At 58.6% G+C, this 13,364-nt stretch carries 8 protein-coding genes and 4 pseudogenes; 6 read left to right on the forward strand and 6 right to left on the reverse strand.

Translation table 11 applies throughout. From position 1 onward, the window contains the following. Positions 1-15: 15 nt before the first annotated feature. On the forward strand, positions 16-852 hold the full coding sequence (locus tag IVA80_RS09305) for an ABC transporter permease (protein WP_247428435.1): 837 nt from the start codon (positions 16-18) through the stop codon (positions 850-852). A gap of 298 nt (positions 853-1,150) precedes the next feature. Here the strand turns inward: IVA80_RS09305 and IVA80_RS09310 are convergent, their stop codons facing one another. Both IVA80_RS09310 and IVA80_RS09315 read right to left on the reverse strand, forming a co-directional pair. After that, positions 1,151-1,291, reverse strand: coding sequence for a hypothetical protein (locus IVA80_RS09310; RefSeq protein WP_247428337.1), 141 nt, complete (start codon positions 1,289-1,291; stop codon positions 1,151-1,153). A 500-nt stretch (positions 1,292-1,791) separates the two neighbouring features. Then, entirely contained in the window at positions 1,792-2,157 is a 366-nt protein-coding gene (locus IVA80_RS09315; RefSeq protein WP_247428339.1) for a hypothetical protein, read from the reverse strand. Between the two features lie 351 nt (positions 2,158-2,508). Between IVA80_RS09315 and IVA80_RS09320 the strand changes: the two are divergent. From IVA80_RS09320 to IVA80_RS09340, 5 genes and pseudogenes are all read left to right on the forward strand, one after another. Further along, a pseudogene (locus IVA80_RS09320) lies at positions 2,509-2,601 on the forward strand (SOS response-associated peptidase); the annotation flags it as partial. Between the two features lie 710 nt (positions 2,602-3,311). Beyond that, positions 3,312-4,724, forward strand: coding sequence for an MATE family efflux transporter (locus IVA80_RS09325; RefSeq protein WP_247428341.1), 1,413 nt, complete (start codon positions 3,312-3,314; stop codon positions 4,722-4,724). A 1,004-nt stretch (positions 4,725-5,728) separates the two neighbouring features. Then, positions 5,729-7,222, forward strand: coding sequence for an alkaline phosphatase family protein (locus IVA80_RS09330; RefSeq protein ID WP_247428343.1), 1,494 nt, complete (start codon positions 5,729-5,731; stop codon positions 7,220-7,222). A gap of 1,164 nt (positions 7,223-8,386) precedes the next feature. After that, positions 8,387-8,665: pseudogene (locus IVA80_RS09335) on the forward strand (hypothetical protein); the annotation flags it as partial. Beyond that, positions 8,562-8,932, forward strand: a pseudogene (locus IVA80_RS09340) (hypothetical protein). The pseudogenes IVA80_RS09335 and IVA80_RS09340, both read left to right, overlap by 104 nt. A 17-nt stretch (positions 8,933-8,949) precedes the next feature. Here the strand turns inward: IVA80_RS09340 and IVA80_RS09345 are convergent. The 4 genes and pseudogenes from IVA80_RS09345 to IVA80_RS09360 form a co-directional block, all read right to left on the reverse strand. Then, positions 8,950-9,667: pseudogene (locus tag IVA80_RS09345) on the reverse strand (transposase); the annotation flags it as partial. A 578-nt stretch (positions 9,668-10,245) separates the two neighbouring features. Continuing rightward, positions 10,246-11,355, reverse strand: coding sequence for a histidinol-phosphate transaminase (locus IVA80_RS09350; protein WP_247428345.1), 1,110 nt, complete (start codon positions 11,353-11,355; stop codon positions 10,246-10,248). A gap of 233 nt (positions 11,356-11,588) precedes the next feature. Next, complete coding sequence (locus IVA80_RS09355) at positions 11,589-12,194, reverse strand: CDP-alcohol phosphatidyltransferase family protein (protein WP_247428347.1); 606 nt, start codon at positions 12,192-12,194, stop codon at positions 11,589-11,591. Positions 12,195-12,201: 7 nt separating this feature from the next. Next, the gene (locus IVA80_RS09360; protein WP_247428350.1) at positions 12,202-13,002 is read right to left on the reverse strand and encodes a phosphocholine cytidylyltransferase family protein; all 801 of its coding nucleotides are present in this window, start codon (positions 13,000-13,002) and stop codon (positions 12,202-12,204) included. Between the last annotated feature and the right edge of the window lie 362 nt (positions 13,003-13,364).

Genomic DNA, 13,364 nt, shown 5'->3' on the forward strand with positions numbered 1-13,364 from the left:
CTGCCGACTTCGAGGATGCGCAAAGTGTGGTGGTGGCGCGACCGCGGTGTCGCAATAGCGGTTGCGTGGCTAGGCCTCATGCTTCTTGTCGCAATCTTCGCTGATAGCCTCGCCCCTTATGACTATGCAGCTCTCGACCTTCATCATCGCCTCGCTGCACCTCTTGGCCTCGGCGGAACCATCGCGCATTCCTTCGGTTCGGACGAACTCGGCCGGGACGTGCTGGCGCGCCTGATCATATCCATCCGCATCAGCTTACTTATTGCTTTCGGAGCGACGTTGATCGGCGCCGTCCTTGGCATTACGCTTGGAGTTTTGGCCGCTCACTTCCGAGGCTGGGTAGAGCAGGTCATCCTCGGTTGTGTTGATTTCCAGGCGAGCATGCCGTTTCTCGTTTTGGCACTCGCGGTGCTTGCTTTCTTCGGCAACTCTCTGCTCCTCTTCGTGGGGCTCATTGGTCTGCACGGATGGGAACGCTACGCGCGTGTCACTCGCGCGCTTGCCATGAGTTCCAACGAGCAAGCCTATGTGATCGCCGTACGCCAGCTTGGCGCAAGGCCATGGCGCGTCTACCTGCGCCACGTCATGCCGAACATCGCGTCGACCTTGATCGTCACCATGACGCTCGCGTTTCCGGACGTCATCTTGCTCGAGAGCGGCCTTAGCTTTCTTGGACTTGGGGTGCAGCCTCCGCTTACGTCGCTTGGCAACATGGTCGGCTACGGTCGTGACTATCTGACCCGTGCTCCCTGGATCCTTGTGCTCCCTTCGCTGGTCATCTCACTCACCACTTTGTCGATTTCGCTCGTCGGCGATTGGCTGCGCGATCGGATCGATAAGACATTATCATGAGCCCTCCAGAACCCTGCTTTCGATCCCTCTACCCCGCAACATCCTGCCTTTCGACCAGCTGCAGCGATCTCGCGGCGGCCGCGTTCGAATAGGGAAGGGCGCTTCGTTGACCGGAGGCACGACCCCAGGCTGGGCCCGATCGGTTGGGCTTAATGGACCGCTGGGCATGTGAGCTATGCCGGCAAGATCAAGCTGTGTGCCGGGCTTCGCGAGCGTGGCGATATCACCAATCGGCTGCATGAGCTAATCATGCGGTGACGTACACGCGCACCATCATCTTGGCCGTGAAGGCGATACTTCAGAGCAGGCCATAATCTTCTGTCTTGCTGCATGCGGCTTTGATGATGAGCTCGGGATAAAATGTCGGCAGCTGACGACGGCGCTGCGCGCGAACATCATCTTTGGATTCTTGACCTTGAATCTGCGGCTGGCCGGACAATGGCAGAGGCATCTCTCTGGGCGGAAAACGAGAGAGGATACGGATCGCGCTGTTCGCGGGATCGGGAAGTCGACCGAGCCCGGGAGACCAGGCTTGTGGCGCGACATACGATCGGTGCTCGTGGGGCGTGGATTTTGTATCGAGTCTCGCGCGTGAAGTTTGCACTGAGTCTAGGCCATCTTAAGACCTGGCTACTCAATGACCAAAAGGTCGCGTTTGGCGATCTGATCGAGCACTGCCTGTCTCAAGCTCATACAGGCCGGAAGTCGGGCTGTCAGAAAGAGCCGAGGTTCACTTTCGGCCGCCGATTCCCGGTGTCCGCCACCTGCGACGGACACTATGCCTCACCTGATCGGCAATGGACTCAACTTCAAAGTCGTTCCTTTGGCATTCAGTGCGACCGGCAATAGTAAAGCTCGTGCGGATCCCATAGTACTCACAATAAGTATCGGCCAACGCAGCCTTAGCTCTGAGCAAGCCATCTGGGCGCTGCAGACGCGCTAACCCGACAGAGGCGGCTGAGATTTTAGCTGCAGATGCAGTGTGCCCACCGGTCGCTGATCGCCAGCTGGCTCATCGGCCTGTGCCTCGGGCTGGCCTTGCGCCACACATCTATCGAGCTTCTCAAGGGCCTCAAGGACCTTCCGTCCCTCCTCAGTGATGGTCCAGTATCCCACCTTCCGGTCGATGAGCTTTTGTCCGAAGACATCGAGGTTCGGCTCGCGCCTTGCGATGCGCTTCATGCGCGCCGGCCACTCGGGCCCGCTGGTGTAAAAGATGGCCAAGTGCTGTTTGACGATTTCAAGGCTGGCTCGGCCGCCCGGCTGCCCGGCAAGGATTTTCAATATGGACAGCTGAAAGCTCACATGCGCACGCAAAGGTTCATTGAAATCCCGACGATACCGGCGCTAGCCACGGCCTGGGTAGCGCACATCAGCGCTTTCAAACGGAACCCTTGCCGAACAAGGCTAACGAGGGAGCAGAGTACCGCATTATATGCAGCCTTCGGACCCGCCACTTCATGTGCCCGCGCAGCTCGGATCGTGCTGCTTGTCTGGGCCGAGCCGCTCGCCGCACACAAGACTGCGGATCGGGACACGACTCTGTGGTCTTGTTAGACTCTCATGACGTCATGAGCGGTCGACCCCCAAGCTGGCGCATGCCGTCACCCAAACAGATGGAAAAAAGGGCTGCACCCGTCCAGCGGAATGTGTCCCCTGTGAACGAACTGGACAAGCCTGCGCAAGGCCAAAGAAGGGGAAGTCAGCATCGACGTCTATGGCTTCCTGACTTGTGCCCTTAATGCCGAGAGCACTTTATTTTTCTAAGTGCCAAGACTGGGATCGAGGCCACGCAGCTCATCAATGTGATTGCATATCGATATCTGTGATCCAGTCGAGCAAACGAGTCAATCCCGCTAGATCTTCCTAACCGATGAAATCGCGAGTCGCCATGTGGTCGCATCGCCGCCCTCTCGGGCGTGAGCGTGCGATGCCGTTGTCTTATTTGCGACGTGCTGTCGATCCTGCGACAGATCGGCTTGGATGAGAGCAAGCATTACTAAAGCTGTCGCAGTTGGCATGAGCTTTGAAGAGTGAGATCCCGATTGCTCAGACGTGCAGGGATGGCTTAGGGGATGACAAGTCTTCAGTTCATGGCGTGGATCGGGTCCAAGTTCGGGCCCTCCAATCTTTGGCATCAACCCAATGGCTTGCGCATGAATCGCCTCCGCGATCAAGCTCGCTCGATCGCGATGCGCGCCGTCCCGACTGCGCGGATGATTGGCCAATTCTGGCGCGGCATTTGCAACCTCTCCTTCGCGCTTATCGCATGCGAAAAGCGGGCTGCGCTGGTCGAAGCCCAGCGTCCAAGCCGTGGTCCGTTTTTGCGTCTAAACGTGCCGTCGCACGAGGCTGCCCGCGAGCAGCATCGGGGGCTGACCGCGAATTCACGTCAGAACGTAATACTCCCGTGAAAGAAGCGGTATTTCGTTCGCCGACGCAAACGGCGGCATGATGATATGGACAAGATAGCCAAGAGAAAGCCGGCATTAATCTCGCGACCAGAAGGGACGAAACGGGCGGCTATCCGTCGCTTCTCTATCGAGCTCAATGAAACCGCGAAGCTCGCGTTGCCAATGGTGCTGACGCAGGTTGCGCAGGTTGCGATGATGACGACTGATCTTGCCTTCATCGGGCGTATCAGCGCTGAGGCGCTCGCCGCGGCAGCGCTGGCAGGCCGGCTCTATCTCATTAGCGTCACATTCGGCGCGGGACTACTAAGTGCCATCGCGCCTTTGGCGGCGCGGGCGTTCGGGGAAAATAATCTAGGCGCGGTACAGCGCTCGCTGCGCATGGGCCTATGGGTGGCCCTGATCCTGTCATTCCCGATCACTGCTGTGGCGCTGCGCGCAAAGCAAATACTGCTTGCCTTGGGCCAGACCGCAGATGTGGCGCAGCTTGCCCAGCAATACCTCTTCGGATTAGCCTTCGGCACGGCTCCGGCACTAGCGTTTTTGGCTATCCGCAGTTTCATGGGTGGGGTCAATCGGCCACAGCCAGTCTTCTGGATTACGCTATCAGCCATCCCCCTCAATGCGTTGTTGGTCTATATTCTGGCCTATGGGAAGCTTGGGCTGCCCCGGTTGGAGCTGTTCGGGGCAGGTCTTGCGACCACGCTGGTCAACTGCGGCATGTTTTTGGCGGGCTTGTGGTTCGCTGCACTGCGCCGGCCGTTCCGTGAGTACCATGTGCTTGCGGATCTCTGGCGTTTCGATTGGCGCGCAATGCGGCAGCTCATCGCAATTGGGACGCCGATCTCCATCTCTTCATCGATCGAGTCGGGACTATTTGGAGCCACGTCGCTCCTTGCGGGCTTGATCAGCAACAGCGCACTGGCCGCTCACCAGATTGTTGTTCAGATTTCCTTGACCCTGTTTATGATTTATCTCGGCATTGGGACGGCCGCTGCCGTGCGCGTTGGCCATGCCGCCGGCCGCGACGACCGTGCAGGCGTCAAGCGGGCCAATCTGGCGGCGATGTTGCTCGGTATGGTCATAGCTACAACGCTAACGCTTACGTTGATCACCGTGCGTTTTGAGGTGGTGGAGCTGTTTCTGGGCAGAGCGGCCCGCGATTCCGAGGCAACGATCAGCCTCGCTGCAAAGCTCCTCATGGTCGGCGCAACCCTCTTTATGACTGACGCCGCCCAGTGCATTGCGGCAGGCGGCCTGCGCGGGCTGAAGGACACGCGGGTGCCGCTGCTGTTTTCGGCTATTGCTTGGTGGCTGATCGGCTTTTCCCTCAGCTATTGGCTCAGTCTGAAGATCGGTTTGGGCGCCGTCGGTATATGGATTGGCTTGTCGACCGGAGACACAATCTATGCGGCGATCCTCGTCCTGCGGTTCCGCCACTTAGCAAGTCGTCCTCTCTGATGCGCGCGCATCACTGATGGCAAGCGGCGACGATACGCCGGGATGCTCGCCCGTGCGGTTGTGACCGGGCCGAACGCAAGACGGACTGAAAATTGAAGGTTCCGTGTCACGGCGCGACTGCAGGGATAACATAACAAGAGATAGTAACTCGAATAGCATCGTATTTTTCGATCATTTCATTTCAAAAAACGATGGCCAAAGTGGTTAGCTCGTTTCATTGCGAGTAGGAATCCTCAAGGCGTCCCCGGCGATTTGCAGGCTTTCCAACTTGTCACTCTTGGCAGAATGGCTCAACGGGTCCCTCCCTTCGAGAGCAACGCCGGCCCGAGCGGCCCAGCGGCGCGCACCGGGCGCCGATGCGATCACGCTTAGTCAGGGCATATCTTTCGACACGCCGACCGGTGTCTGCGACCGCCACAGCTGTGAGATTCCTGCCAAGCCCACGAGATGCATCGCATTCGCCGGAATCAAGCCACGCGAAAACGATCCGCGGGCAGCATCAGCCACGGTTCCTGGCTCAATCGCGACGTGGACCAGATCAGGATCGGCTAGGGCGCCGAGCAGTTCTCTTGGACGCGGTATTTGCCACCCTTCCTTGCGAGGCCATGCTATCGATGGCTTGCTGGACATCCTACCTGACGTCCTCGCCGGAGTTGGGCGGTCCTCGGGGCCTGTGATGAATTCCGTGGCTTCGCGCTGCGCCCGCAGAGGTGCATCAGGCGATCATGATCAGACCAAACTACTGACGCCGCAGCCTCCGTCCAAGACAAGCCGGGCCGATCTACGGCTGAGGAGAGCTGCTGGCGCTCGCACGCCGCTAATCCCGGCTCGGGACCGGCCGTCGCGCTGGCCGGGCTTTGGTCAGCGTGGCTGGGAGCGCCATACCCGCATTGCGCTCGCGCTAGCGATCAGCCTCGGCTCCAAGTCGATGGCGCTGGGCTGCGCCCAGCCAAGTCCTGGTCGCTCCCGGTCCGCTACGTTCCAGCTAGGCGAAAGCTTTACGCATGTTCGACCGACCGAACCGGAATCGGGTTCTCATCGTGCTGTTCGATGGACTTCGACCCGATCTCGTCAAACCGTCATTGACACCGAATCTGGTCAGGCTTCAGCGCCGCGGTGCGGTGCTGGCCCGGCAGCGCACCGTCTATCCCAGTGAAACACGAATAGCGCTCACGAGCCTCGTCACGGGCGCGACCCCGGATCGCCACGGCATCGTTGGGAATCAATATCTCGACAGGCAGTCGCCGATACCGCGCTCTATCGACACGAGCGACGCGCGCCTGATCGAGCACCTTGATGCCGCGAGCGACGGCCATCTACTCGGTGTGCCGTCACTTGGTGAGATCCTCGCGGCGAACGGTAGGACCTTCTCAGTCCTCGCTTCCAACTCGGCGGGGGCAACGCGCCTGCTGAACCATAAGGCTCGAAAGTTCAGACAACTGACGCTCTCCGGCCACTTCCCTTGCATCGCGACCTCCGCCGAGATGCTCAGACAGGTGGAGACCCTGCTGGGGCCGACGCCTGCGCCGCCGCCCCCCGGCAACCCAGATCTTGCCTCTCAAGCCTTTCTGACTTCAGCGTTCCTCGACGTAATCTTGCCTCAAATTCGGCCCGACGTCGCAATCCTCTCCTTCGGCGAGCCCGATATTTCCTCGCACGATTGTGGGACTGGCGCGCCAAAGACGCTGGAAGCGATCAGCTTTGTCGATCGGCAGTTGGGCCGCGTGCTCGATTGGTGGGAGGCTGAGGGCGTCTCCCTTGGCGTGCACCTGATCGCCGCCTCCGATCATGGACATGTGACGGTGCATGCGCGGGCCGATCTATTTGAGACGCTCGAGGCTGCCGGGCTGCGCTGCGGCCCGGCACCGGCGGCTGGGATCGATGCCATCGTCATACCTGGCCAAGTCGGAGCAATTTACCTCGCCGACCCATCGGACGCTGTTATCCGCCGCACAGTAGGATCGATGATCGAGCGGCCCTGGTGTGGTCCGGTGTTTACCGCGGGTGGCGCGGTCGATGGCATTGCACCGGGCAGCTTTGCCCGCCATTTGGTGTTCGCCGACCATGCCCGATCGGCGGACATCCTGTTCTCGTTCCGGTCGGATGACAGTCTCGATCCGTTTGGCCTTATCGGCCGCACCTGGAGTGCGGATGGGTCGGTCGGCTTCGGAGTGCACGGCGGGTTGCATGCCAAGGAGATGTCGTCGGTCGGCATTTTGGCGGGACCGCTGATCAAAAACGGCTTCGTCTCGCAAGTTCCCTCAGGCATTTGCGATATTGCGCCGACAGTGCTGGATCTCCTTGGCATCTCTCGGCCGGCAGCGATGACCGGTCGTGCGCTCGCGGAGCTCTTTATACAGGGTGGAGAGGATGTGCCTCGAACGGTTGAGGAGGTCTACGAGACAAGCACCGGTGCATACCGGCAGCACCTACGTCGCGTGAAGGTCGGGGCCGCGGTCTATCTGGATTCCGGCGATGTCGGAGCCGTCCGCGCCTGACATAAGTTGAGCGTTGAGCCACAAGCCCAACAAAGCCGGTCTGCGTATCGGCTGTGTCATACCCTGTGGGCCACGTCCGAATGCATCTATCAGACCCTCCCGGATCCGCGACCGGAGCACACAAGATAATGTGACCTCACTGATCTCGCCTCGGTCAACATGTGGATCGGCACGTCGGCGAAGCGCAATCGCTTGAATGGCGTGGCGACTTCAGTCTGATCGCGGCTGATACGCTCTAGGTGGAGTCGACGGCTATCGAAGCGATAGCGCGGTAGCTGCGCGAGCGAGTTCGTCTTTTCGGGGTACCAGCTCACGGAATTGCTTGAGCTTGCTGAAGCAGCACTCGATGAGATGGTAGCGCTGCAGCTAGCGGCCTGTCGAGCGGGAATGAGAAGAGACAAAGAGTTTTCAGAACCTCGGCGCCCTTGCGGGCGCCAGCATCGCGAACGTGATCCGCGTCGTAAGCTGCAACAATTTCGACGGCGGAATCCGTCGAAAACTGCGATCGAGCGCGAAATTTGAGCGCAGAAGCAATTCAAACTCCATGTCCGCTACTATGCACGAACAAATTTAAGCGTGATGATTTCGACGCGCGCTTTCTTGGAGAGTTTGATCTATGCCCAAAGTTCCAGCATTTCATTCGAAGAAGCCAAATACGGACGTCTATCACGACAATGACAAGTGTACCGAGGGCAACAATATCGAACCGGAAAATCGCGTCTCCGGCACCGGAGGGCGGCCGCGGTGCCACCGTTGTCGCAGCTTAGACTAGTTCACAGCTGCCCGTGGTGGGTGAAGTTAGTTAGCCCCGCCACGGCCCTTGGGCACAGCAAGCGATCTCAACCTTGAGGAGATCTTTGCTTCGTTTGCGTCGGCTCGGCCACCATGGTGTGCTTTCTGACGCTATGTCCTAAGGTGGAGTTTTTCCGATGGTCGATCAATAGGCTCGAGGCAGCGCTTTCAAGTCGGTTCCTTTTTGCCGGCTGGGTGTCACATTTCTAAGCTGACGGTATTGGATGGTCCTTGTAGTCGCGGTAAGCGATTTGTGGCGCGTTGTGCGCAGGGAGTCGGTTCACAGCCGCCAATCGCCGTCTGTCGACCAAGGGCGCAGTAATTCATATGCAGGTATGTACCACGAGCACGCGAGGGGCGTCATATCCGCCTCGCTCGATGAACGTGACGCCGCATGTTGCACAGAACACCACCGGCCATAGCTCTGGAATTGACGGACGAACGACCCGGCACGAGGGCTATGCCGTCAGCCAGCGCATCCGCATGCGGATCGAGGAGGCATTCGGCTAGATCAAGACGGTCGCCGGGCAAGAGAAGACCCGCTTCCATGGCCGTGATCGGGTTGGATGGGCCTTTACCTTTCAGGGTGCCCGGCTTCGCCAAGGCCTTTGCCGGCCGCTGCCGCATCGTCGAGATGGACGTCTGGAATAGCGACTTCCTCGATCTTGTCAAAGAGGCGCATCTCGCCTTCCAGGGCAAGTCCGATGGGGAAATCGCCTGACTCTCAAGGGCTTCCTGGACGTGCGCTACGGCACCCGCGACGGATCGGCCTGCGCCGAGTTCTCATGAGATGGGCACGACGAGAATGATCCGTCCTATGGTCGTGGGTGGGCTATGATCGGCACTGCGGGCAGGCTCGTCGGCCACTTCTACATCCACCACGGCGATGATTCAGCCTTCGCTTGCGAACGCGGCTGAGTTCTTCAACAGCTTGCTCGCAACTCGTTGACGAAGTCTTCTGCATCGTAGGCTTTGTCGGCGCCAAGCGTGATCGCTGTCGGCTGGTCGGCACGAGGCTCGATCATGTGCAGCGCGGCCACCCGCTCGGCATGCCCGTCGGCTTGTGTCAGGCAAGCGTCGACCAGCAGGCCGCGGCGGTTTTCCATCAGCCCGTGTCCGATGAAGCACAGATTCGTCTCCTTGCCTTTGCCCTTGCGGTACAGCCTGGCGTCCGGATCGGTGATCGCTGGGTTTCGTTGGAGCGCTTCTGGCCATGGAAGTCCGCATTGGCATTGCGCCCGCCGCCTTGGGCCGGCGGCTCGCCGGGCGCCATCCTTCTTGACGCTCTTCATCGAGGCCCAGGCCTCTATCAGCATGCCGTGGACTGAGAAGTGATCGCTCGATAGGAGCTTCTTCACCTTGGGCTGCGCCAGCACCGCCACCAGCAACTTGGCCGCGACGTCGCCTTCCAGCAACCGGTCTCGGTTCTTCGAGAACACCGAATGGTTTCAGGCTCGGTGTCAACACCGATGCCGACGAACCAGCGGAACAGAACGTCGTATTCCAGCTGCTCCATCGCTCCATCAGGAGCCGCTCCGAGCGAATCGAATACACCTACAACAGCATCGCCCGCAGCGGATGATCACGCCGCACCCGCGCCTCCAGGTCAACGTAGCTGAACAGCTCGCCCGTTCGATTGTCCCCGCCGCGCACGCACCATCTCCGAATCTCGTCGGAGCCAATGAATCACGGTCGCTGGTCCGCGGCGAGCGCCTCTTTCAACAGCCTGCTAGATGCGGGGCACTTTCGCATATATGAGGTGAACCTGCCGGAGGTTCGGCGCTGACGGATCGCACCGTGCCAAGGGCCGGCGATCCGCGATGGATGCGCCGGTCCTGCCTACGGACAAGGTCATCTCCTTGAGTGCATCCGGGTCCTATTGCCTACTAACAGCCGGCGAGTAGTCTTCCGATGACCGTACCGCATCACGGGTAAGCTCCGGAGCGATAGCCGCTCCGGAGCGTCTCGCGATCCGAACCTGCGCGATGCGGCTCGAAGCGTTCTCGCCGATCTCGCAATCGATGAAGTCCGCAGGCGCGCCCTCTTGGGGGAAGCTGGCAAACTCTGGAAATATAGCCACGCAGCGCGCTGTCCCGCTGGTTCCTTTTTGAGGGGTGAACGCCGAAGGCGACGATGGCCCGCTCCGGCGGAGCCGAGGCTGTGCCTTTCGCTCCGTGTCGAAGGATGTGTTGGGGCCGCCTCGGCGAATTTGAAGGCTCGATACCGGGTCGCTAATCAGCGATGTCTTTCAATGCTTCCACCAAAAGCTTATTATCGTCTTCAGTGCGGCTTGCGATGCGCAAGAATCGTTTGCCATCCTGAAGCGTCTTGCCGCCATTGTGCCTAATCAATATCCGTCTATCCTTTAAGAGTTTTGAGGCGATCACGTCGCCATCCGGCCAATGGGGCGGGAGTTCGCAGAACACGAAATTTGCGTCTGGCTTCAGAACTCTCATTCCGTCGATGCTGCGCAGGTCTGCGTATAGTTTGTCCCTGTCGCTGCCCACCCTCACCCAACTCTGCTTTGCCGCGTGCGCCAGGTGAGGAAGCTTGCTTAGAAAAAACTCAGCAAACGTATTGACATTCCACGTGGGGAGGGCGGCTCTAATCTCGTCCATCGTCTGTACATTTGCCGATGCCGCATACCCCATCCGCAAACCGCATGTCCCGTAAATCTTTCCGAGGCTCTTGAGAACGATCACATTGGGAAATTCGAGCAAGTGATTTTCCAGGCTCGCACTTCGTCCAAGCTCACTAAATTCGATAAATGACTCATCGACCAGTAGGAGTTGCTGTTGAGCTCGAAGTGCGGAAGCGAGATATAGTAAATCGGCATAGGGAACCATCCGCGAAGTGGGATTATTCGGCGATATCACGACTGCGCCGTCGACACCATTTGTACGCGCAAATGCTGCATAGCGGTGCACATCGAGTTCAAAATCTGGCGGTGACAGGAAAAAGCGTGACAACCGCCCGGGCAAGGCGGTGGTTTCATAGGGATTGAAGGTTGGGACCGGGACAGCAATCCTCATACCCAGTCGGCCAAGGAGGATGGGAATCAGTTCAGCCACGCCATTGCAAATGACAAGATTATTCGCTGGCGTCTTGACCGCATCGGCAAGAAGCTGGACCATCTGCGCATTAGGAGAGGGATAGCAAGTAATAAGCCGCGGTAGAGCGTTCTTAAGTTCGTCAAGGAACGCCTGCGGCGGAAAATAAGGATTTACCAGAAGGACGAAGTCCTTGATGTCATATTTCCAATAGCCGCCGGGGAATCGGTTGACCAGGTCAGAGACCTCATCCGACCTAAGGGATACGGCGATTTGTGCTGCGCTGTTCATGAGTGCGACTAGCTCAACATTTCAGGACAAACGAAAATGGTAGGATGGTCGCGATCTGTCGACCAGCTGCCGGCGAACAAGCATCGAGCAGTGCCGATCCGTGCGGAAATGTTCTCGGCAACAAGTCTGGTGCAAGCCGCGGTTGGCGAGACTACACGTCATCATGCGACCTGCATGGAGTGAAGCCTGCAAGCCCGAGAAGGCCAGTCGCTGGATCATACTTCCATCCGCAATCAAAAGGAGCGACTGGCTAAAACCACCGATGACGCGACGGCGAAGATGCTTATTGCCGTATACATTGTTGCGCTGAGTGGTGGCACGCGAACAGGCGCGACATGCGCTGTAGCGAGCAGCAAGAAGGCAATGTTCACGACGTCAGGAAATGCTTCAGCAGGAATAAGAGACTTAAAAAGAAATAGAAGCGCCAGGAGCGGCACGTCGTATGACAAGGGGACGCCCAAGAAGCGTCCGTCACGCGACCTGCCAAAGTTCGCAAAGTAGCTAAGCCTTATTGCTCCCGTCACCAGTAGAGCGGTTGCGATCGCAAGCGCGACTTGTGAAGCTTGGCTGACTTGTACCACAACTACCGCAGGCACAACGGCTCCATAGACGATATCTGCAAACCCGTCGAGGCTCGCTCCCATTTTTGCGACATCTGGATCGCGACCTTTGGTGCGCCCTGCCACAACCCCGTCCAGGTGGTCCGATAGAACAGCCCAAAGCGCTGCTGCCACAGATAGCTCAAGGCGGTCAGAGAGAGCTAAAAACAGGCTGGCGGAGGAAAAGAGAAGACCTGTGATCGTTATCGCGTTCGCTGGATCCCAAAGGTATTTCAGCATTGAACTCTCACCTCGTTTGCAAATCAGGTCTCGCCGCGTAGGTATTCGTTCGGCCCTTGAAAATGCGCTCGGCAATCTCCAAATCGTCAGCATTATCAATTTCGTACCAGCTGAGGCCATCGCATCGCGCCGCGGCGAGCTGTAGGCCTCGCCTCTCTATCAAATAACCCAAAAATTCTTCGGTGTAGGTCTGCCGAGCTCCAGCGGCGATGATATCGTCCAGTGTCGGAACGATCGTTGCCTTGAGTGTCGGCGCCGAAAGCCGTAGGAGGTTCATCGTCTTGAAAAGCTTTGGGCCATCCGCAACAAGATTTGCCGCGGTTTGCTTCAATCGAAAACCTGAGATGAAGCCGTTCTGCGACAACAGAACGGCCGACCCTTCCATTGAATCATCGAAGGGAACGACTGCAGCGACGTCAGTCCCCCGGCAGGCCATCAAGTGTCGCAGCGCATCCTCTTCGAAAAAGACGTCGCCCTCGAGAAGAAAGCAATCTCCGGAGAGGAGAGCGTCGCGCGCCAGCCACAAAGAATAGGCGCTTCCGGTGCGGTCGAAGACGGTCGACTCGACATATTTGATTTTGAGTTCGCCAAAGTGGCTACCGCAGGCATATTGAATGGCGTCTTTGCGGTAACCCACCACGATCGTCACCTCTTCAACGCCGATAGATTCCAGATTGTGCAGAGCATTGTGAAGAATCGAAGTGCCGTTGACCTCGACCAGCGGCTTCGGCCGCAGATCTGTCAGAGGACGCAGGCGAGAGCCGCAGCCAGCGGCGAGAATGACGGCGTTCTTGGGAGCATCGGTCACCGTTTAGTTCCTTTTTCGTCGCGCCTCAAAGGTCAAACACCGACGGACTTCTTCGGCGCCAGCTTAGGCGTGCTGAAGCGAGATCAGGTCTGCCGGAGCCATCTGAAAATGGAGCCCAAGCGTGAAGACAGACAAATGGTCCTCGTCGGTCCTTTCTCCAGAGAGAAGGGAGGCGCTGGATCCGCTGCCTCGAGCTGCCGAGATGGCAAAGTGCGCATTTCGGTTGAGTGAGGCGTGCTACGCCATCTAAGGACATCTCAGTGCAATGATTAGGCATTTGAGATTGCAGTCGAACCTGGCCAGCTAGGAAGTCCAGGACAGTAGGTCCTCGACAACGAATATGTGCTCCTGTGTCGACGAAA

It is taken from the genome of Bradyrhizobium sp. 139 (assembly GCF_023074175.1).
Classification (GTDB): Bacteria; Pseudomonadota; Alphaproteobacteria; order Rhizobiales; family Xanthobacteraceae; genus Bradyrhizobium.